Below are 20,863 nucleotides of genomic sequence, written 5' to 3'. Positions count from 1 at the left end.
TAATCAGAACATGAGTACGGCAACGTATGAACTGCTGGCCGCGTCCTCGCACGCGCTCAACGTGACCATCGCCTTCATCGGCGGGCTGGTGATCGCCGGCGCGCTGATCTGGGCCGTACGCATGGGCCTGAGGGTCATGGAACGGGAATCCGATCGCCCCCACGCCGACGAGCACGGCAAGCTCCCCGCCACCGGCCCCGTCCACGAGGAACGGGAGATGCGGGAGCCCGACGAGATCCCGCTGGCGCCGGACGGCAGCCCACGGCTCATGCCGTACGAGCTCCACCACTCCGGCAGCCGCCGGGGCACCGACCAGAACCGCCGCCGCTGGCTGCCGGGGTCGAGCGGGTCCTTCGGCGGCGGCGGACCGGGCCACGTCTGACACCCGCCGCTCACCGGGGAACGCACCGGGCGTCCCCCGTCCGGACCAGCGCCGGTGTGCGCGGCGGTGTCCGCAGACCTTCACTGAAGGAGACCCGCGTGCTCGCGCGGGCGGGTACCCACCAGTACCCACCAGGTCACTGGAGGCGACACATGGCCGGTTGGCACCGGGCGCTCGGCGCCGTCGGCGCGGTGGTCCTGACGGGCACCGTGCTGGCCGGCTGCTCCGGCGGCTCCGACGGCGACGCGCCCTCGGACGCGGGCAGCGCGGCGGCCAGCCGGGCCGCGTCGGCCGCCTCCTCGCTGGCCTCCGAGGGCGCGGACGCGGTGGCGTCGGCGACCGCGGAGGCCGGGCGGTGGCTGGCGGAGATCCAGGAGGGCGCCGACGTCGAGGCGGACGTGCGGCTGGGCGAACCGGAGACGGCCGCCGACGGGCGCACCACCGTGGAGGTCACCGTCCGCAACACCGCCGACTCGGCGAAGTCCTTCGCGGTGCAGGTGAACCTCACCGACGCCGACGGCACCCTGCGCGACACGGTCGTCGTCACCGTCCCGGACGTCGGCGCCGGCGAGTCCGCCCGCGCCACCGCCCGCAGCAGCCACGACCTGCCGGGCGAGGTGCGCGCGGTGGTGGCCCGGGCCGTGCGCTACTGACGCCATGAGCGCCCCGGGCGATCCGAGCGAGGCCGGGCAGGGCACGGCACCGGCCGCCGCCTTCACCGAACAGGAGTACGCGGCCCGCATGGAGCGGGCGGCGTACGAGGCCGCCACCCTCGGGCTCGCCGGCGTGCTGGTCACCCCGGGCCCCGACCTGGTGTGGCTGTGCGGCTACCGGCCCACCGAACCCACCGAGCGCCTCACCCTCCTCGTCCTCACCGCCGACTCCCAGCCCCGGCTGCTCGTCCCCGGGCTGGAACGCCCCCAGGCCGAGGCGGCACCCGGCGCCGGCGCGCTGCGGGTCTTCGAGTGGTGGGACGGCCAGAACCCGCACGCCGCGGCGGCCGGGCTGCTGCGCCCGCACGGCCGCTACGCCGTGTCCGACGGGACCTGGGCGCTGCACCTGCTCTGCCTCCAGGAGCAGCTGCCGCTGGCCACCTACCGGCCGCTGTCCGCCGTACTGCCGATGCTGCGCGCGGTGAAGGACGAGCAGGAGGTGGCCCGGCTGGCGGACGCGGCCGCGGCGGCGGACGCGGCGTACGAGGAGGTCCTCGGGCTGCGCTTCGGCGGGCGGCGCGAACGCGACCTGGCCGCCGACCTGGCCCGGCTGCTGCGCGAGCACGGCCACCACCGGGTCGACTTCACGGTCGTCGGCTCCGGACCGCGCGGCGCCGACCCGCACCACCGGGCCGGCGACCGGGTCATCGAGGACGGCGACATGGTCGTCCTGGACTTCGGCGGCCTGCGCAACGGCTACGGCTCCGACACCACCCGCACCGTCCACGTCGGCGCCCCGACCGAGGAGGAGCGCCGGGTGCACGAGGTCGTCCGCGGCGCCCAGCGGGCGGCCTTCGACGCGGTCCGGCCCGGGGTGTCCTGCCAGGACGTCGACCGGGCGGCCCGCGCGGTGATCGAGGAGGCCGGCCACGCCGAGCACTTCGCCCACCGCACCGGCCACGGCGTCGGCGTCACCACCCACGAACCGCCCTACCTGGTGCAGGGCGAGGAGCAGCGGCTCGTGGCGGGCATGTGCTTCTCCATCGAGCCCGGCATCTACCTGCCGGGCCGCTTCGGCGTCCGCATCGAGGACGTCGTGACCTGCACCGAGGACGGCGGCCGGCGGCTGAACGCCGCCCCGCACGATCTGGCGATCGTGGTCTGACCGGGCGGTGGGGCCGGCGGGCCTCCCTCACCGGGCCCGACGGGGCGACCGGGCCCTGGGCCCGCGTAGGGTCACCGCACCGGCGCCCCCACCCACACCTAGGAGCCCCCGCCGTGACGACCCCCTCCGCCCCGCCGCAGCCCATCCCGGTGATCATCGACTGCGACACCGGCGTCGACGACGCCCTGGCCCTGCTGCTGGCGGTCCGCCACCCGGGGCTCGACCTGCGCGCGGTCACCTGCGTGGCCGGCAACACCGACGTGGCGGGGGTCGTGCGCAACACCCTGACCGTGCTGGAGCGGGCCGGCGCCCCGGACGTGCCCGTCGCCCGGGGCGCCGAGCGGCCGCTGATCGAGGCGGTGCGCACCGCCCGGCACGTGCACGGCCACGACGGCATGGGCGACCTGGGCCTGCCCGCGCCCTCCCGCGCCCCCGTCGACGTGGACGCCGTGACCCTGCTGCGCCGCGAGATCCTCACCGCGCCGCGCCCGGTCACCCTGATCCCCACCGCCCCGGCGACCAACATCGCGCTGCTGCTGCGCACCCACCCCGAGGTCACGCGCAACATCGAGCGGATCGTCTTCATGGGCGGCGCGGTGGCCACCGGCAACGCGACGCCGGTCGCCGAGTTCAACGTCTGGCACGACCCGGAGGCCGCCGCGATCCTGCTCGGGGCCGGGGTGCCGGTCACGATGTACGGGCTGGACGTGTTCCAGCGGGTGATCGTGCCGGGCCCGGACGTGCGCCGGCTGCGCGCGAGCACCGAGCCCGGCACCCGGCTCGCCGGTGAGCTGCTCGCCCACCGCGGCCCGGCCACCGACGAGACGGACCCCGGCGGCGGACTCGGCGACGCGGGCGCGGTCTGCGCGGTGATCGACCCCGGGGGCCTGACCACGCACCGGCTGCCCGTCGAGGTGTGCCTGGCCCCCGGACCGGCCCGCGGCCAGACCCTCGTCGACCGCCGGGCCCGCGTCGGCGAGGCCGAACTCCACGGGGACACGCGCGAACAGCCGCTGGTGGACGTCGGCTTGGAGGTGGACGTGGCGCGGTACGTGGAGCTGTACCTGAGCACGGTCGAGCGCACGGGTTCGTAGCCTCGGCGCGTCGCGGGCGCACGGGTTCCCTTTTCGGGTGATGTGGACAGATCTATTCGTGTCGCCCGCACGCACCGCGAAGGAGACCGCGTGTCCGTACGCAGCACCGCCAGCACGCCCGACCTGTCGTCCAAGGACCCCGACTGGTGGCGGCAGGCCGTCATCTACCAGGTCTACCCCCGCAGCTTCGCCGACGCCGACGGCGACGGGCTCGGTGACCTGCGCGGCGTCACCCAGCGCCTGACCCACCTGGCCGCCCTGGGCGTCGACGCCCTGTGGCTCAGCCCGTTCTACCCCTCCGAACTCGCCGACGGCGGCTACGACGTCGAGGACTACCGCGACGTCGACCCCCGCCTCGGCACCCTGGACGACTTCGACGCCATGGCCGCCGAGGCCCACCGCCTGGGCCTGAAGGTGATCGTCGACCTGGTCCCCAACCACACCTCGCACCGCCACGCGTGGTTCCGCGAGGCCCTGGCGGCCGCCCCCGGTTCGGCCGCCCGCGACCGCTACGTCTTCCGCGACGGACGCGGCGAGCAGGGTGAACTGCCGCCCACCGACTGGCAGTCCGTCTTCGGCGGCAGCGCCTGGAAGCGGGTGCCGGACGGACAGTGGTACCTCCACCTCTTCGCGCCCCAGCAGCCCGACCTCAACTGGGAGAACGAGCAGGTCCGCGCCGACTTCCGCACCACGCTGAAGTTCTGGTGCGACCGGGGCGTCGACGGCTTCCGCGTCGACGTGGCGCACGCCCTGGTCAAGGACCTGACCGAGCCGCTGCGCGACCTCGGCGCCCCCGAGCTGAGCAGCGAGGCGGCCCTCACGGAGTTCGCTCCCGGCACCCACCCGTTCTACGACCGCGACGACGTCCACGAGGTCTACCGCGACTGGCGGAAGATCTTCGACACCTACACCCCGCCCCGGACGGCGGTCGCCGAGGCGTGGGTGCCGGGCGCCCGGCGCGCGCTGTACGCCCGGCCGGACGAACTGGGCCAGGCGTTCAACTTCGAGTACCTCCAGGGCGGCTGGGACGCCGCCGAGCTGCGCGAGATCATCACCGGCTCGCTGGCCGACGCCCGCGCCGCCGGGGCCTCGGCGACCTGGGTGCTCTCCAACCACGACGTGATCCGCCACGCCTCCCGCCTGGTCCTGCCGCCGGACACCGACACCGACGCCTGGCTGCTGTCCGGCGGCAAGGCACCGGCCGTCGACGAGGCGGCCGGGCTGCGCCGGGCCCGCGCGGCGACGCTGCTGATGCTGGCGCTGCCCGGCTCGGCGTACGTCTACCAGGGCGAGGAACTGGGGCTGCCCGAGGTGGCCGACCTGCCCACCGAGGTGCTCCAGGACCCGATCTGGGAGCAGACCGGGCACGTCCGCAAGGGCCGCGACGGGTGCCGGGTGCCGCTGCCGTGGACGACGGACGGCCCGTCGTACGGCTTCGGCGCGGGCGGAGCGTGGCTGCCGCAGCCGCCCGGCTTCGCGGCGTACGCCGTCGAGGCGCAGGACGGGGTGGCGGGCTCGACCCTGGAGCTGTACCGCACGGCCCTGCGCCTGCGCCGCAAGCTGCTCGACGGAGAGTCGCTGACCTGGGCGGACGACGTCCCGGACGGGGTGCTCCAGTTCGACCGCTCGCCCGGCTGGCGCTGCGTCACCAACCTCTCCGGCCGAACGGTGGACCGGCCGGCCGGGGAGGTGCTGCTGAGCAGCGCGCCGCTGGAGGACGGCCGCCTGGGCCCCGACACGACGGTGTGGCTGGCGCTGTAGGGCCACGGGCCCCGCGTCCCGGCACCACCTCCCCCTCACCCGGACGGCCCCGCACGCTGGTGGCGGGGCGGGGGCGGTGGTGCCGTGGAGGGTGCGACCGGACCGGAACGGCGCCGATCGCCCCGGCCCTCCAGGAGGCACCCCGATGCAGCACCCCGCGCCCGCCGCCCGCCTCCGGCACGCCGCCGCGCTCTCGGCGCTGCTGGTGTGGACGGTGGCCGCCTGCTCCACCGGCGGACCGGAGGCGGACCGCCCGGCCGCGACCGCTCCGGCGACCACCCAGTCCCCGGCCGCGCTCCCGCCGGCCACCGTGCCGCCCGTGCTCACCCGGGGGCAGGCGCGGGCGGCCCTGATCACTGAGGCCGACCTGGCGGGGACGTGGGAGCCGACGCGGGGCGCGGCGACCTGGCGGGACCAGATGCTCAAGGCGAGCGCGGAGCGGCCCGACTGCGGGCGGCTGCTGGACGTCCTCTACACCGAGGACCTCTTCGGCGCCGCCACCGCCCCGCGCGCCGCCACCGCCCTGGACGAGGTGACGGGCGGGGCCCAGCTGCACTACCGGATCACCTCCCACCGCGCCGCCGACATCGACACCGCGCTGACCTGGCTCGGCACGCTGCCGGACACGTGCGGGAGCTTCACGGCCCGCGCCGCGGGCGGCGCCGCCCGGGAGGTCCGGGTCACCGACGTCGCCCTGCCCGAGGCGGGGGACGCCCGGCAGGGCCTGCGGGTGACGGTGCGCGCCGGGGACACCGTCCTCACGGTGGCCCTGGTCGCCGTACGCCTCGGCGACGACGCGATCACCCTCACCAACGGCACCCTCGCCGATCCGGCCGCCGACGCGACGTGGACGGCCGTGGAGAGGGGGTCGGAACGCCTGGCGGAGGTACGGCGGCAGGGGCGGGCGCAGGTGTAGGACCGGCCCGGCGGACCATGCCGCGGACACGGAGGCCGGGCGCGCCCCCACACTCGACCGCGCCGACGGAGCCGGAACACCTGGCGGAGGTACGGCGGCAGGGGCGGGCGCAGGTGTAGGACCGGCCCGGCGGACCATGCCGCGGACACGGAGGCCGGGCGCGCCCCCACACTCGACCGCGCCGACGCGGGGCCCCATCGCGCCGACTCGCTCCTCCGCCGTGCAGCCGGACGCCCCCGGGCTCCGCTCCCGCGACCTGGTCCGCCGGACGGACGGCTCTAGCCGTCGCGGTCGAAGCGCCGGTGGTGGGCGAGTACGTCGCGGGCCACTGCGTAGGCGCTGCGGCCGCGGGCGAAGGCGTCGGCGCGCAGGCGGGCCAGGGCCTCGTCGGCGCCGACGCCCAGCTGGGCCATGATCATGCCGACGGCCCGATAGACCTCGTCGTGGTCGCCGGCCAGCTCGTCCAGCCAGGCGTCCTCCCCGCGCTCCAACGCCATCAGCGCCACCGTCATCACACCGGCCACGAGCCGTGCCGTGCGCAGGTCGGGGCCGGTCAGCGGGCCGGGAGTGTCCCGGTAGAGGTCGAGGGTGCCCAGGCACACCGCGTCGCTGCCCAGCGGCAGCGCGTACACCGCCCGTACGCCGACCGCCGTCGCCTGCTGGGCGTAGACGGGCCACCGCCCGGCGTCCGCGCCGGACGCCAGATCGCGGGCGAGCACCGGGGCGCCCGCCTCGGCGGCGCTCACACAGGGGCCGTCACCCAGGGTGGCCTGGATCTCCGCCAGGTACGAGGCCCGGTCACCGCTGGCGCACAGCCGTACCGGCACGCCCTCGCCCCGCAGCGACGCGCTCGCGCCGGTCACCGGCAGCAGCCGCACCGCCGTCCGGCACAGGCGGCCCGGCACCTCGCCGGGCGGGGCGCCGCGCACCTGGGCGGCGATCACCTCGGCGGCGCGTGTCCCGTCCGGGGGCCACGCGGGTTCCTCGCTGGGACGCACGCGCACCGCCTCCTTCTCCGACGCGGCCGCAGGCTCGACTACCCGTGCCCGACCGGCGGAAACACGGTGCCGGGACCGCCTACAGCGGCGGCTGCGCGGGGGCCGGCCCCAGGGTCGTCGTGCCCGGCGCCGTACGGTGCCCGAGGCCGGTGCGGTAGGCGTCCAGGGCCGCCTCCACCCGGCCGGTGCGGCGCAGCAGGTCGCCGAGGAGCCGGCACAGGTCGGCCAGGTCACCGGCGGCGCCCGCCCGCTCCAGCAGGCTGAGCGCGCGGACGTAGTGCTCCTCGGCCGCCTCGGTGTCCCGGGCGTCCTCGGCGATGACGCCGAGCAGCCGGTGCGCGCCCGCGGAGTGCACGGCACCGCGCTCGGAGGACAGGTCGTCCAGCACGCCGTGCAGCAGTCCGGCCGCCTCGGCGGACTTGCCGCGCCGGTGCAGTACGTCGGCCAGCTCGACGGCGACCTGGCTGCTGTAGAGGGCCGCGCGCCCGGCCGAGAGCATCCCGAGCGCCTCCCGCATCTCCGCCTCCGCGCGCGGCAGCTCGCCGTTCTGGGCGCAGACGTAGCCGCGCATCCAGTGGCAGTTGGCCAGCTCGGTGCGGAGTTGGAGCGTGCGGTACAGCTCGGCCGCCTTGGCCAGCGACGCGTCGGCCTCGGCGAGGCGGCCCTCGGCGAGCAGGGTCCGGGCCACGGAGCGGTGCATGCGGGCGACCAGGGCCGGGTCCCCGGCGCTGGGGGCGAGGGAGAGGGCGAGTTCGGCGGCCTGGGCGGCGCGGGCGTGGGCCCCCATGTCCATGTAGGGGCCGATGACGCTGGCGTAGAGCAGCAGCAGCGCGTCGGGGTCGTGCAGGCCGCCCCGGTTCAGCTCGTCGAGGGTGGTTTCGAGGAGGTAGACGGCGTAGCGCAGCTCACCGGCGAGGTAGTGGGCGAGGGCGCGTCCGCGCAGGGCGGGGACGCGGGCGGGCAGGGGGGCGCCGGCGTCGGCGAGGCACTGGTCGGCCTGCTCGAAGTACTGGCGCCCGGCGGTCAGTTCCCCGGTCTCGACGGCGCACTCCCCGAGCCCGAGCAGCGCGGCGGCCCGTTCCTCGGGCAGCTCGTGGGTCTCGGCCTCGGCCAGCAGCGCGGCGTACTGCCCGGCCGCCTCCTCGGCCCCCTCGGTGGCCAGCGCGCGCTGCGCCTCGGTGAGCCGCAGCCGCAGGTCGGTGGCGAGGCGGGCCGGGCGGCCGGTGGCCAGCTCCTCGTAACCGACGCCGAGCCGTTCGGCGAGGTGGCGCAGCGCCTCCTCGGAGGGGCGGACCCGGCCCGCCTCCAGGGTGGATATGTACGCGGGGGTGTACGCCGGTTCGGCGAGCTGGCGCTGGGTCATCCCGCGCTCCGCGCGCAGCCGCTGCACCCTGCGCCCGATGGTCCCCCGGTCGTCGCGGTCGCCCACTGCCAACTCCCCCTGCGGCCCTTGCCGTTCTGCCCCGACGGCTCTAGGTTAAACCGCGGATTAAGCGCGCTTAACAGCACTTGACACGATCCGCAGAGGACACCGTGCTCCTACGCACCCGCACCGCCGAAAGGTACGCCAGGGCCGTCGCCGCCGCCGTGACCGCCGTGGCCTGCCTGCTGCTGGCCGCCAACGCGGGACCGGCCGGCACGGCGCACGCCCCGGTCCCCGCCACTGAGCAGGGCACCGCGCCGCTCACCGACGTGGTCCCGGACTCCGTCACCGACTCGGTGGCCACCGTGGGGCGCTGACCGGATCAGTCCGGCAGGGCGCGCCGCAGCGCCTCGTCCAGCCGCCGCGCCAGTTCCGCGTCGCCCGGCGGGTTCTCGGCGAACAGCGCTCCCAGCTCGGCGGTGAAGGTCTGGGTGAACGCGCCGTACAGCGGCGTGCGCGGGCGGTGGACCGCTTCCCTCAGGGCGGGCAGCAGGACGTCGCGGGCGTACGCCGGCCGCCCGGCGGCGTCGCGCGGCACGGTGTCGGCGCCCTCGCCGGTCGGGGCCGCCGAGGGCGTCGCGGCGGCCACCGCGCACGTCACCGCGTCGTCCGTGTACGCGGAGGTGCGCGTCGCCGCGAAGCCGGCGTCGAGCAGACACCGCTCGCTCTCCCTGCCGGTCAGGTACCTGATCAGCTCGGCCGCCTTCGTCGCCCGCGGGGACCCGGCGGTCACGGCGAGGTTCTGGCCGCCGAGCACGGCCCGGCCCGGCAGCGCGGTCACGCCGAGCCGCTCGCCGCCGGGGAACGACTGGTGCAGGGCGGGATACACGTACGGCCAGTGGCGCAGGAAGGTGGTGCGGCCGGCGGCGAAGTCACCGAGGGAGGCCGCCTCGTCGGACGTGAACGCGTCCGGCAGGACGGCCCCCTCCTCGGTGCGGCGGCGCAGCTCCGTGATGCCCTCCGTCAGCTCCTCGACGGTGGCGGTGTAGCGGCCGTCCTCGTCGGTGAGCGCGAAGTCGTCCCCCGCGGCGGACGCGAACGCCTCCACGGCGTTGACCGTGCGTCCCTCATAGCCGGCGAGCTGGGTCGTCCACCCCTCCTCGTAGCCCTCGGGCCGGTGGTCGTCGAGGGTGGAGATGAGCCGCTTCAGCCGCGGCCAGTCCAGGCCGCCCGTCAGGTCGGGGCGCTCGACGCCCGCCTGCCGCAGGTGGTCGCGCCGGTAGTAGAGCAGGCCGACGTCGCTGTTGAACGGCGCGGCGTACACCTCGCCCTTCCAGCGGGCCGTGCTCGCGACGGCCGGGATGACGTCCTCGTCGAGCAGCGACCCGGGCAGCGGGCTGATCAGGCCCGCGGCGGCGAACTCCGGGACCCAGGTGACGTCGAGGTTGACCACGTCGTAGGCGGCGCTGCCGGACTGGAGCGCCCCGAGCAGCTGGCTGCGCTGTTCGTCGGCGTTGCCGGGCAGCTCGACCAGCCGGGCGTGGTAGCCGGTGCCCGCCTTCTCCTGCTCGGTGTTCCAGGCGTCGATGAGCCGCTGGCGGATGCCGTTCTTGCCGGTGACGTCCCGGCCGCTGGCGAGCACGATGTCACCGGGGACACCGGTGGAGGAGGCGGTGGCGGGACGGTCACCGTGGCCGTCGTCGCCGCCGCCGCACGCGGCCGGCAGGAACAGGAACAGCGCGGCCGACAGCACGGCGAGGCGCCGGCGCCGTGGCCGCGGTGGCCGCCGGGCCCGCCCGAGTCGCTCCGCTCGCTGCCGCCGGTCCATCAGGCCTCCCCCGTACCGATGCGTGCCACCTCGTCGTGCAGGGCGGCGCCGAGGTCGTCGTCGGCGTCGACGCACCGGCCGCCGCTCGCCTCGGAGACCCGGGCGTCCGGCTTCCCCTCGTCGCAGGCGCCACCCTTGAACGACACCATCGCGACGGGTACGTCCAGCGCGCGGGCGAGGGCCAGCAGGTCGCCGAACCGGTCGCCGCGCAGCGCGCCCACGTCCTCGTCGTCGGTGACGAAGACGATCAGCCCCGGACGCTCGTCCCCGGCGCCCCGCTGCTCCATGGCGTCGAGCGCGGACCGCAGGGCGCCGAGCGGATCGGCCTCGGCGTCCCGGACGCGGACCTCGCGGTCGATGGCGCGCTCGGCCTCCGCGCGGGTGTGCGCGCCGAAGGACAGGACGGTGTCGTACGTGTCGCCGCCGGTGTCCGCCACCTCCCACACGGCGTACTCGTCCCGCTCGCCGAGCCCGCCCAGGGACTGCTTGAGCAGGCCGGGACCGCCGCTGGGCCCCTCCCACTGGCCGGCCATCGACCCCGAGGCGTCCAGCAGGAACAGCACCCGGCCGGGCCCGTTGGCGTTCTTGTAGCCCTCCAGGGACGCCTCCATCGCGTCCCGTCCGGCGGACTCGGTCAGCGGCGACGGCGCGTGCAGCACACCGTCCCCGACCTCGCCGGTGTCGAGCAGGGCCCGGTCGCCGTCGGCCGCGCGGAAGCCGTCCCGGGCGAACGCCGCCCGGCCGCCCTCGCCGCCGAGCCACCGCCGGAAACCGTCCGCCGCGCGGTCCCGGTCCGCCGCGTCGCGCTCGGCGCCCTGCCAGCGGACCCGCACGAACAGGGGCTCCAGCCCCGGTACGTCGCCGGGGTACTGCGCCATGCGCGGGGTGCGGCGGGCGCTGTCGCAGCCCACGCCGCTCTTGAGCAGGAACTCGGGGACGAGGGCCGCGGTGCGGTTGTCGACGGCGTCGTCGTCGGGCAGCGCGCACAGCAGCTCGGCGGCGGTCGGCGCGGGCGGGCCGGACTGGGCGACCCGGTCCTCGGCGCGGCGCGGGTCCGGGTCGGACGCGTCGCCGGTGCCGCGGTACAGGCCGATCGTCGCGAGCAGTCCCGTGGTGGTGTGCTCGGGGTCGGGACGGCGCACCCCGGCGGCCGGGTGCCGGGCGCGCAGGGCGTCGATCATGCGGGTGAGCGGGGGGCCGACGCGCTCGTCGCGGGCGTCGGCGGCGAGCTCCTGGGGGACGGCGAGCACGACCGGTGAGTACGCGAAGGGCTCGTCGTCGGCGTCCAGTACGGCCACCGCGTCGGTGTCCTGGCCCGCGGTGACCCGGGCGGCGTCGGCGGGGGAGCCGGGTATCCACACGTCGGGCTGCGGGCCGACGTCGCGCTGCGGGTTGGTGTCGTCGTCGCGGGGCTCCTGCCAGGCCCGGGTCTGCTTGCGCAGGGCGGTGACCGCGTCGGCGGCGCCCGCGCTGTAGACGGTGATGCCGCTGAGCCGGCAGCCCTCGCCGGTGGTGTTCTCCGCGGACGTCAGGTAGGCGTCGGCGGCGGCCCGTACGGTCGGTTCCAGGTCGGGGTCGGTCAGGACGCGCAGCTCCAGGGGCGTGGCGCAGGAGGGCGGGGCTCCGCCGCGGCCGGTGAGCTGGTGGACGCCGAAGCCGCCGGCGACCAGGACGAGCAGTGCCGCGGCCCCGACGACCAGGCGCCGGGCCCGACCGCCCTGCTGCGGGCCGGGCACCAGGGAGTCGGCGACGCGCACCATGCCGCGGACCAGCGCCCGCCCGGCTCCCCCGACGGCACCCGGCAGCCCGGCCGGCCGCACCAGTGCCCGGCGGACGAGTCCCGGGCCGGGGGCGGGGCCGGGAGCGGGGTGGGGGTCCGGGCCGGGCGTGGGAACGGGCGCGGGGTGGGGGTCCGGGCCGGGGGCAGGCGCCGGACCGGGGACGGGCGCGGGGCCGGGGACGGAGCCGGGGCCGGGACCGGGGCCGGGACCGGGTGGTTCGTCGAGGGTCTTCGTCCCGGCGGCGAGGAGCACGTCCTCCCCCGGCTCGACGCGGCTCTCCGGCTCCCACGCGTCACCCCGCACCGTCCGGTGACCGGCGGCGGCCATCCGCGCCCGCAGACGGTCCGTGAGAGCGCGGAACCAGACGTCGCCGCCCTCCTCCAGCAGTGCCGTGAGCTCGGCGGTGAACGGCGTCGGCGTGTCGGGCCCGCCCGCGTCGATGCGGTGGTTGGCCTGCACGCTCATCAGCAGCAGCACGCGCCGCTTGTCCCGCGGGTCGGGGCGGATCCAGGCGGCGTTGCCCGCGAAGCAGCAGTCGAGGACGACCACGATCCGCCGGGCCCGGCTGGCGGCGAGCACCGCCTGCACGATGCTGAACGTCTCCGCGCCGGGGAAGACCGCGTGCCCGCCGGCGACCACGCGCGCGTTGCGCATCTGGAGGAACAGCTCGTCGCCGGCGTTCGGTATCGCCCCGTGCCCGGCGAAGTACAGCAGCAGGACGCCCTCGGCCTCCTTCGTGGCCGTCCACAGCTCCCGGCCGAAGGTGACCTGGTCGGGAGAACGGCACACCGTGATCTCCCGGTCGCCGAACACCCCGCCGTGCCGCAGTGCCTCTTCCAGCCGGTTCAGGTTGTGCTTGACCGCGGGGAGGTCGCCGGGCACACCGTCCGGAGGCGCTGTGTTGTCGTACTCGGACACCCCGACCAGCAGCGCCCGGTTCGCCTTTCCACGCGGGTCGTAACCGGTGTTCGCCTTCCCCCGCGAGTCGTGACCGGTCACCGGCCGCCTACCTGTCGTCGGGACGCACCGGCTCGACGCTGGCCTCGGGAGGCTCGCCGTCCTCCACCGCACGGCGGTTGGCCCGCCAGGCCTCCACGGAGCGGGAGACCTGGTCCACCACCGTCTGGAACATCGCGCCCGCCGCGCCCCCGATCACCGCCACCACGATGTCCATGCCGGTGCCCATCGGGGCTCCGGCCTCGTCGGTCCGGCTCCGTTCGTCGATGCGCAGCTGGTCGGTCCGGGCCAGGTCGGCGAGCGGTTTCTCCCGTTCGAGCCACTTGTGCAGCGCGCCGACGTCACTCTCGCTCGCGGTCCCGTCCAGCCGGATGCGGATACCGCGCGTCACCACTCCATCCCCCTCAGCCATAACTCGACATCATGGCACCCCTGTTGCGCGCAGGGGAGGGCCTGTACGCCGCTGACGTGACGTGCGCGCGGGCGCACGGGCCCAACGGGAGCGCACCCGAGCCCGTCGCACGCCGGGCGCCCGCCCCCTCGCCCCCTACCGGCGGCGGATGCCGGGCGCCGCGCTCAGCCCTGCGTCTGCAACCGGCTCAGCTCGCGCCGCACATGGTCCAGTGCCCCCTCGCGCCGGCCCGGCACCCGGCCCCGCAGCGCGGCGAGTGCCGTGCCCAGTTCCCGGGCGGCCCCGTCGTCGCGGACCCGGCCCCACTGATGGTGGGCCCGGTCGACGGCCGCCTCCACGGCGGGCGCCCCGGGCGGCTGGCCGGCGTCCAGGCGCGTCTGGGCCACCGTCAGCCAGGCCCGGCAGCTGCGCGCCGGGTCCCCCGCGAACATCGCCAGGTCGGCCCGGACCTCCGCCCAGTGCAGCGCGTCCTCGGAGGCGGGGCCGCGCGCGTGGGCGGCGGCCAGCTCGTGGCGGGCGGCGCGAGCGCGCGGCGTCCGCGTCCGCCGTCCGGACCGCACGGCGGCGGCGAGGACGGCGTGCGGGTCGCCCGCGGCGGGCCCCGGCGCCGTCAGCACCAGGTCCGCCCCGGCCGGCGCGCCGCTCGCCGCGGCGTCGGCCGCGACGCGGGCCAGCGCCTGTCGGTGCAGCTGGTCGACCGGCGGCCGGTGCCCGCTGCGCAGGATCGTCGCCACCGCGCGCATGTACGCCGGGGCGGCCACCGTCCGCCGGGACGGCGGCGGCGCGATGCGCCCGTGCACGGCGTTGTTGCGACCGCAGTCCAGCGGGTTGGCCCGCAGCCACTGCCAGGTCTCGGGGTCGGCGTGCAGATCGAGCAGCAGCGTCGTCGCGCCGCTCGGCCGCAGCCGCAGCTCCTCCTTGATCCAGTGCCAGGGCAGCGCCGTGTAGCGGACGGTCGCCGGGGTGGTGCGGGCCAGCGCGAGGTGCGGCAGGCGCTGGCGCCGGTCGAGCTGGAGCTGCCCGGCGACGTAGACGGTCAGCGGTCCGGGGGCCGCCGCGGCGGCGCGCAGCCGGGTCAGGACGGCCTGCGGCTCCAGCGGGTCGGCGAGCTCGACGACGTTCGCGGTGTCGGTGCCGGAGAGCACGGCGGGCTCCACGGCCGCCAGTACCGGAAGCACGGAGGCGGCGTCCACCAGGCACCCCTTGCCCACGGGCGACGCCGCGAGCAGCAGCACGGTTCCGGGCATGTCCCCTCCCCCTGTCGATCACGTACGGCAGCACGTTAACCGCTGCGGCTGCGAAGCGGGGCACTCGGCGGGGCACTCAGTCGCGGGCCGGCCCGGCCCGCCGCCGTACCGCGAAGATCGTGGTGTCGTCGGACAGCCGCCCCCGGCAGTGCCGCAGCGTGCCGTCCCGCACGAGCGCCACCAGCCGGGACGGCGCGGCGTTCGCGGGGTCGGCGGCGACGGCGCGGGAGACCCGGTCGGCGTGCGGGTAGAAGCAGCCCTCGGCGTCCCGGGCCTCGGTCACCCCGTCGGTGACCACCAGCAGTGTCTCCTCCGGGGCGAGGTACAGCCGCGAGACCGGCGGCGCCCCCGGGCCGGGGAGGAGGAGGTCGCTCATGCCGAGCGGGAGCCCGCCGCCGGCCGGCAGGTACCGTACGCCGCCCGGCCCGGCCGCCAAGGGGGCCTCGTGGCCGAAGACCACGGCTTCCACGGCGTCCGGCAGGTCCGGGCGGAACCCCACCAGCACGGCGGTGGCGAAGCGGTCGCCGTCGGAGCGGCCGAGGGCCGCGGTGTGCGCGCGATGGCGCCGCATGCGGATCTCCAGGCGTTCGGCGACCGTGGCGAGGTCCGGCTCGTGGTAGCCGGCCTCGCGGAACGTGCCGAGCAGCGCGGCGGCCGTCTCCACCGCGCCCAGCCCCTTGCCCTGCACGTCGCCGACGAGGACGCGGGTGCCGTGCGGGCCGGGCTGGATGTCGTAGAAGTCGCCGCCGACCCGGGCCTCGCTGTCCGCGGAGAGGTAGACGCCGGCGTGGTCGAGGTCTCCGAAGCCGGACGGGAGCGGGCGCAGCACGGTGCGCCGAGTGGTGTCCGCGATGTCCCGCATGTGCAGCATGCGCTGCTCGCCGCCGACCCGGACCGCGGCGGCCAGCACGGCGATGACCCCGCCGAGGACGACGAGTATCAGGCCGGGCAGCCCGGTCTCGTCGCGGTGCTGCCAGGTGGTGTCGGCGAGGACGTAGACGGTGGCGGCGGCCACCGCGAACACGGCCGTGGCCCGCACCCCGCAGATCGACGCGGCGACACCGGGTACGAGGACGGTCCAGGAGATGATGTGGAACGCGCCGGTGGCGGTGTCGATCGCGGCGATGGCGACGAGCATCAACAGCGGGAACAGCCAGGCCACGCTGTGCCCGCGCACGCTGAGCAGTTCGTGCCGGGACACGGCGTCACCCCGGCCGGCGGCATGGACGAGCCGGCCGAGCGGCCGCCACCGGCCGCGCACCGGCCTGCGCACGCGACCCCTCACGGACCCCAGCGAAACACGCCCTCCTGCGGCCCGCATCCTGACTTGCCGGCCGGCGCGGGCAGGTGTGCCCTGGTAGGCGGGGGCGAGCGAGAGGAGTGCTCCCATGGCTCACGCGATACCGACAACCGGCACCTCCGCCGGCACCTCCACCGCAGCGGCCGCACGCGGCCGTCCGCCGAACGCCCTGCCCGACGTGTTCAGCGAGCGGACCCACGTGGTGGTGAGGTGGACGCTGCTCGTCATGGCCGGGCTGGTCTACGGCTACTGGGCCGCGTCCATCAGCCGTCGCGGCGGTCCCGTCACCGGCTGGAACCTGCTGTTCGGCTTCATGACCGCACTCGCGTTCGTCGTCCTCTACGCCGTGGTCCGCGTCCTCGCCCAGCGGCTGCCCCGCGAGGGCCACGCGGTGCTGTGGGGCGCGTTCGCGGGGAGCGCGGTGGGATTCCTGTACTCCAGGAGCGGCGTGGCCATGTTCACCTGCGTCCTGGTGTCCCTGCTGGTCGCGGCCGCGGTCACCGGCGCGTTGTTCTACCGCTACTACACCTGCGAGGACGCGGAGGGCCACCGCATCGCCTGACCGGGCCCGGTCCGGGACCCGGGAGCCACGCCGGGGGCGGCCCCGCCGAGGGCGCACGGGGCTCGATCGAGGCCCCGCCCGGGGCCATATGCAGTCACGCCGGTCGCCCCCGCCGCCCGCGAGGCCTTGCCTGGAAGGGTGTCCCCACGTCCTCGCAACGTCCTGTCGGCCGCCCTGATCGTCCTCGCCTGCCTGCTCGCACCGTGCGGCGCGCTGGCCGGATGGGCGGTGTACGGGCTGGCCGACACCGGGCGGTACGTCGCCGTCATGGCGCCGCTCGCCAAGGACCCGGACGTGCGGGAAGCGGTCGCCGACGCCGTGGGCGACGGCGTCGCGGGCGAGGTAGCGGCGGCCGGCCCGCTGCACGGCACCGTGCGGGACTTCGTGCAGGACGCGGCACGGTCGTTCACGCTGACCGACGCCTTCCGCGAGGGCTGGAACGAGGCCAACCGGACCGTGCACGCGGCCGTCCTGCGCGCCCTGCGGGACGACCGGACGGCGGGACGCCCGGTCACCGTCGACCTGGCCCCCGTCACCGCCCGCGTCAAGGACCGGCTGGCCCAGGGCAACGTGCCCTTCGCGCGGCGCATCCCGGTCCGCCGCACCGAGGTCACGGTGCTCCCGGCCCACGAGACGGACCGGCTCAGGAAGGGCTACCACGTGCTCGACGTCGCCGCCTTCTGGCTGCCGCTGGCGGCCGTCGTCTTCGCGCTCACCGGCATCGCCGTCGCCGCCTGCCGCCGCCGCGCGGTCACGGCCGCCGGGATCGGCACCGCGCTCGGCGGCGCACTGCTGGCCCTCGCCGTCGTGATCGGCCGCCGAGTCACCCTCGCCGGTCTGCCCGGCGCGGACGACCCGGCCGCGGGCGTGGTCTACGACGCCCTCACCGAGACCCTGCGCACCGCCGCCTGGCTGCTGGTCGGCCTCGGCCTCACGGTCGCCCTCGCCTCCTGGCTCACCGGCCGGTACGGACACCTGCTGCGCCGCCGCCGGGCCCCCGCGGGCACCCCCGTCGACCCCGCACCGTCCCGGCCGCCCCGCGCCCGCCGGTGAACCACGGGGGTGCGTACGGGGGTGTGTACGGGGGTGTGTACGGGGGTGTGTACGGGGGTGCGCAACTTTCCGCCCGCGGTTCCCGTCTTTGAGGGAGGATTCGGGCATCGCACCAAGCGCAAGAACAGGCACCGCACCCGCGAGTGGAGGGCCGGGACTTGGACACCGACACGGCGACCGGCGAGTGGACGGCCGCACGCGAGGGGCAGACGACCCGCCGCACCGGGGGCCGGCGGTTCGGGGCCTGGTGCGCGGGGCTGCTGTTCGCCGCCGTGAGCGTGGTCGTCGGCTGCCGCGCCGCCGACACCGACGGCGTCACCCCCGTACCGCAGCTGCTCGCCTTCCTGCCCTGGCTGCTCGTGCCGACCGGTGCCGGACTGCTGCTGACGCTGCTCGCCCGGTGGTGGACCGGCGCGGTGTGGGCAGTGGCGCTGCTCGGACTGCTGGCCTGGTTCATCGAGCCGTACGGCAAGACCTCCGAGCCCGCCGGGCCCCCGGTCGCCGAGGTGCGGGTACTGACCTCCAACGTGGAGTTCGGCCAGGGCACCGACTCGCTGGTCTCCGCCGTACGGCGCGAGAAGCCCGACCTCGTGTTCGTGCAGGAGTGCGAGTACACGTGCGACGCGGCGCTGCGGCGCGAACTCGCCGCCGACTTCCCCCACCGGCGGGCCGTGGCGGGCGGCGGCTCCGAGGGCTCGGTCGTCCTGAGCGCCTTCCCGCTCGAGCCCACGCCCGGCGTCCCCGCCACCATGGGCATGCCCGGCGCCGTCGCCGACGTGCGCGGCCACGCCGTACGGCTCCAGCTCGCCCACCCGATGCCGCCGCTGCCGGACCAGGTCGGGCTGTGGCGCGAGGAGCTGGACGCGCTGCGCGACGCCGTCGCCGGGGACGACGGCACCCCCACCGTCCTCGCCGGGGACTTCAACGCCTCCCAGGACCACGCCGCCTTCCGCCGCATCCTCGACACGGGGCTGAGCGACGCGGCCCGGCTGGCCGGGGCGGACCGTACGGTCACCTGGCCGGCCCGGACCGCGCCGGCGTTCGGCGTGCAGATCGACCACGTGCTGGTCTCGGAGGAGTTCGCCGCGCACCGCGCCCGGTTCCTGGACCTGGCCGGCACCGACCACCGGGCGCTGGTCGTCGACCTGACGCTGCACGGGGCCGGCTGACACCGGCCCCGCGTGTTCCGCCGGGCTCAGACGCCGATGTCGCGGCCGTCCTCGCGCCACACCGCCACGACCGCCGGGCGCACGTACGTGCCGGGCCCGTCGGGCCAGGTGCTGGCCGGCTCCGCCACCGAGGCGCCGTCGACCTCGCCCGGGTGCTGCACCGCGACCAGCACGCGCCGGTCCTGGATCAGCGGGCCGCAGGTCTCCGCGCCGGTCGGCACGGTCAGGAACTGCTTCAGCTCACCGCGCCGGTCGCCCCGGGTCGCCACACCGAAGAGACCGTCGTGGCTGCCCAGCTTGTTGCCGTCGGTGGACAGCCACAGGTTGCCGTGGTCGTCGAAGGCGACGTTGTCGGGGCAGGAGATCGGGCTGACCCGGTCCTTGGGGAAGCCCGCGAAGTAGGTCGCCGGGTCCTCCGGGTCGCCCGCGACGAGGAACAGCGACCAGGCGAAGCGGGTGGCGTCGGCCCGGTTCCAGCGCTCGGTCAGCTCCAGCACGTGGCCGTGCTTGTTGCCGTTGCGCGGGTTGGCCTCGTCGGGGCCGGCGTAACCGGTCTTGCCGCGGTTGGTGTTGTTGGTGAGGGCGACGTAGACCTTGCCGGTCTTCGGCGACGGCTCGATGTCCTCGGGCCGGTCCATCTTCGTGGCCCCGACCTTGTCACCGGCGAGCCGCGTGAAGACGCACACCTCTTCGGCGGTCATCCCGTCGACGTGCGAGACGGCACCGTCCTCGGTGGCGGTGACCAGCGGAATCCACGTGCCGCTGCCGTCGAACTCGCCGTCGCGCGGCAGCTTGCCCGTGCCGTCGATCTCCATCTCGGGGGAGTCACCGCTCAGCTTGGCGACGTACAGCGTGCCCTCGTCGAGCAGCGAGAGGTTGTGCTCGCGCGCCCACCGGGAGCTGCCGTGCCGCATCCGCTTGCTGCCGACGAACTTGTAGAAGTAGTCGAAGCGCTCGTCGTCGCCGGAGTAGACGACCGGGCGCCCGTCCCAGGTCAGCCGCACGGTCGCCGCCTCGTGCTTGAAGCGGCCGAGCAGCGTGTGCTTGCGCGGGGTGGAGTCGGGGTCGTACGGGTCCAGCTCGACGACGTACCCGAAACGGTGCACCTCGTTGGGCTCCTGCGCGACGTCGAACCGCTTGTCGAACCGCTCCCACTTGCGCTCGGTGGCGCCGGTCCCGATCCCGTACCGCTTGTCCGTGGCGCTGCCGCCGTTGGCGAAGTACTGGTTGAAGTTCTCCTCGCCGTGCAGCGTGGTGCCCCACGGGGTGGTGCCGCCGGAGCAGTTGTTGAGGGTGCCGAGGACCTTGCGGCCGGAGCGGTCGGCGGAGGTCTTCACCAGGTCCGACCCGGCGGCCGGGCCGGTCAGCCGGAACTCGGTCGTGGCGGTGACCCGCCGGTTCAGGCGGTGCCGGGTGACGGGCGTCAGCTTCCCGCTCCGGCGCTCCTCCTCCACGACCACGGCGGACAGGCCGTGCGCGGCCCAGGCGATCTCGACCTGCTCGCGGGTCGGGTTCTCGGGGTCGTAGTCGCGGAACATGAGCACCTCGTCGGTGTACTCGTGGTTGGCGACGAGGACCTGGCGGCCGTGCTCACCGCGCAGCGGCAGCAGCGCGAGGAAGTCGTTGTTGTACCCGAACTGCCCGGCCTGCGCCTTGGCGCTCTGCTTCTCCGGGTCGAAGGCGGGCGCCCCGCGCAGGATCGGCTCGCCCCAGCGGATCACGACCTCCTGCCGGTACCCCTCCGGAACGGTCACGACGTCGTCGGTGTTGGGCGCGACGGGCGCGAACCGCAGCCCACGCGCACCGTCCGTCTTCGACGGTTTCCCGTGCCCGTGTCCGTGCCCGTGCCCCCTTCCGGCCGCCGGCGCGGCCTGCGCCGACGGTGCCCCGGCCACGACCGTGGCCCCGGCGCCCGCCGCGGCCACGGTGACGACGGCGGCGGCACGCATCATGGAGCGGCGGCTGAGGGCGCCGGCGATGACGTCGCCGACGTACTCGTTGGAGCTGGTGTTGGGCACCTCGTGGAAGCAGGCGTCACCACACCGGAAACGGCAGGTCATGGCGGACCGGCCGCCGGGGTGCGAACCGGACGGCGTTCCGATCAACGGCAGCAGCTTGCGCACTGTGTTCTCCCCTTGAGAATCCCTGGATGCCCTTGGTGTCAGCGCGACCGTAGGTGCACATACGTGCGGGAGACGGGCGCCGCGGTGAACGACGGGTGA

18 protein-coding genes are annotated in these 20,863 nt (G+C 76.0%); 10 read left to right on the top strand and 8 right to left on the bottom strand.

The genetic code is table 11. The features are described 5' to 3' along the window. Nucleotides 1-10: 10 nt before the first annotated feature. The 6 genes from M6G08_RS08810 (at nt 11) to M6G08_RS08785 (ending at nt 5,971) form a co-directional block, all read left to right on the top strand. Entirely contained in the window at nt 11-382 is a 372-nt protein-coding gene (locus M6G08_RS08810) for a DUF6479 family protein (RefSeq protein ID WP_272586617.1), read from the top strand. A gap of 152 nt (nt 383-534) precedes the next feature. Further along, the gene (locus M6G08_RS08805) at nt 535-1,035 is read left to right on the top strand and encodes an FxLYD domain-containing protein (RefSeq protein WP_272586616.1); all 501 of its coding nucleotides are present in this window, start codon (nt 535-537) and stop codon (nt 1,033-1,035) included. A 4-nt stretch (nt 1,036-1,039) separates the two neighbouring features. Beyond that, entirely contained in the window at nt 1,040-2,200 is a 1,161-nt protein-coding gene (locus M6G08_RS08800; RefSeq protein ID WP_272586615.1) for an aminopeptidase P family protein, read from the top strand. A 113-nt stretch (nt 2,201-2,313) separates the two neighbouring features. Beyond that, nucleotides 2,314-3,294 (top strand): nucleoside hydrolase, encoded by a 981-nt coding sequence (locus M6G08_RS08795; protein WP_272586614.1) that lies wholly within the window; start codon nt 2,314-2,316, stop codon nt 3,292-3,294. Nucleotides 3,295-3,384: 90 nt separating this feature from the next. Beyond that, the gene (locus tag M6G08_RS08790; RefSeq protein ID WP_272586613.1) at nt 3,385-5,055 is read left to right on the top strand and encodes a glycoside hydrolase family 13 protein; all 1,671 of its coding nucleotides are present in this window, start codon (nt 3,385-3,387) and stop codon (nt 5,053-5,055) included. A gap of 145 nt (nt 5,056-5,200) precedes the next feature. Further along, complete coding sequence (locus M6G08_RS08785; protein WP_272586612.1) at nt 5,201-5,971, top strand: hypothetical protein; 771 nt, start codon at nt 5,201-5,203, stop codon at nt 5,969-5,971. 278 nt (nt 5,972-6,249) lie between these two features. Here M6G08_RS08785 and M6G08_RS08780 read toward each other — a convergent pair whose 3' ends face one another. Together M6G08_RS08780 and M6G08_RS08775 are read right to left on the bottom strand one after the other, a co-directional pair. Continuing rightward, nucleotides 6,250-6,975 carry a GAF and ANTAR domain-containing protein gene (locus M6G08_RS08780; protein WP_443048763.1) on the bottom strand — a complete coding sequence of 242 codons (726 nt, stop codon included), beginning with the start codon at nt 6,973-6,975 and terminating at the stop codon, nt 6,250-6,252. Between the two features lie 73 nt (nt 6,976-7,048). Continuing rightward, nucleotides 7,049-8,398 carry a helix-turn-helix domain-containing protein gene (locus tag M6G08_RS08775; RefSeq protein WP_272586610.1) on the bottom strand — a complete coding sequence of 450 codons (1,350 nt, stop codon included), beginning with the start codon at nt 8,396-8,398 and terminating at the stop codon, nt 7,049-7,051. Nucleotides 8,399-8,502: 104 nt separating this feature from the next. Between M6G08_RS08775 and M6G08_RS08770 the strand changes: the two genes are divergently transcribed. Continuing rightward, a complete protein-coding gene (locus tag M6G08_RS08770; RefSeq protein WP_272586609.1) occupies nt 8,503-8,709 on the top strand; it encodes a hypothetical protein in 207 nt (68 codons plus the stop codon). Nucleotides 8,710-8,714: 5 nt separating this feature from the next. On the opposite strand, the gene M6G08_RS08765 is transcribed toward M6G08_RS08770, so the two are convergent. The 5 genes from M6G08_RS08765 to M6G08_RS08745 all read right to left on the bottom strand — a co-directional run bounded on the left by M6G08_RS08765 (nt 8,715) and on the right by M6G08_RS08745 (nt 15,878). Further along, the gene (locus tag M6G08_RS08765) at nt 8,715-10,160 is read right to left on the bottom strand and encodes an extracellular solute-binding protein (protein ID WP_272586608.1); all 1,446 of its coding nucleotides are present in this window, start codon (nt 10,158-10,160) and stop codon (nt 8,715-8,717) included. Then, nucleotides 10,160-12,940: a substrate-binding domain-containing protein gene (locus tag M6G08_RS08760; protein WP_272586607.1), complete on the bottom strand. Its 2,781-nt coding sequence runs from the start codon at nt 12,938-12,940 to the stop codon at nt 10,160-10,162. The genes M6G08_RS08765 and M6G08_RS08760 overlap by 1 nt, the downstream gene beginning before the upstream one ends. A 7-nt stretch (nt 12,941-12,947) precedes the next feature. Further along, nucleotides 12,948-13,310: a hypothetical protein gene (locus tag M6G08_RS08755; protein ID WP_272586606.1), complete on the bottom strand. Its 363-nt coding sequence runs from the start codon at nt 13,308-13,310 to the stop codon at nt 12,948-12,950. 164 nt (nt 13,311-13,474) lie between these two features. Continuing rightward, complete coding sequence (locus M6G08_RS08750; protein ID WP_272586605.1) at nt 13,475-14,557, bottom strand: hypothetical protein; 1,083 nt, start codon at nt 14,555-14,557, stop codon at nt 13,475-13,477. 76 nt (nt 14,558-14,633) lie between these two features. Then, complete coding sequence (locus tag M6G08_RS08745) at nt 14,634-15,878, bottom strand: PP2C family protein-serine/threonine phosphatase (protein WP_272591294.1); 1,245 nt, start codon at nt 15,876-15,878, stop codon at nt 14,634-14,636. 67 nt (nt 15,879-15,945) lie between these two features. Between M6G08_RS08745 and M6G08_RS08740 the strand changes: the two genes are divergently transcribed. The 3 genes from M6G08_RS08740 (at nt 15,946) to M6G08_RS08730 (ending at nt 18,641) form a co-directional block, all read left to right on the top strand. Then, a complete protein-coding gene (locus M6G08_RS08740; RefSeq protein WP_272586604.1) occupies nt 15,946-16,419 on the top strand; it encodes a hypothetical protein in 474 nt (157 codons plus the stop codon). A 138-nt stretch (nt 16,420-16,557) separates the two neighbouring features. Beyond that, entirely contained in the window at nt 16,558-17,472 is a 915-nt protein-coding gene (locus tag M6G08_RS08735; RefSeq protein ID WP_272586603.1) for a hypothetical protein, read from the top strand. A gap of 158 nt (nt 17,473-17,630) precedes the next feature. Further along, on the top strand, nt 17,631-18,641 hold the full coding sequence (locus tag M6G08_RS08730) for an endonuclease/exonuclease/phosphatase family protein (RefSeq protein ID WP_272586602.1): 1,011 nt from the start codon (nt 17,631-17,633) through the stop codon (nt 18,639-18,641). A 26-nt stretch (nt 18,642-18,667) separates the two neighbouring features. On the opposite strand, the gene M6G08_RS08725 is transcribed toward M6G08_RS08730, so the two are convergent. After that, the gene (locus tag M6G08_RS08725; protein WP_272586601.1) at nt 18,668-20,764 is read right to left on the bottom strand and encodes a PhoX family protein; all 2,097 of its coding nucleotides are present in this window, start codon (nt 20,762-20,764) and stop codon (nt 18,668-18,670) included. Nucleotides 20,765-20,863: the final 99 nt, after the last annotated feature.

The organism is Streptomyces sp. M92, from assembly GCF_028473745.1.
In the GTDB taxonomy this organism is placed as follows: Bacteria; Actinomycetota; Actinomycetes; order Streptomycetales; family Streptomycetaceae; genus Streptomyces.
The sequence above is the reverse complement of the archived record's forward strand: the minus strand, read 5'-3'. Positions and strand labels throughout refer to the sequence as shown.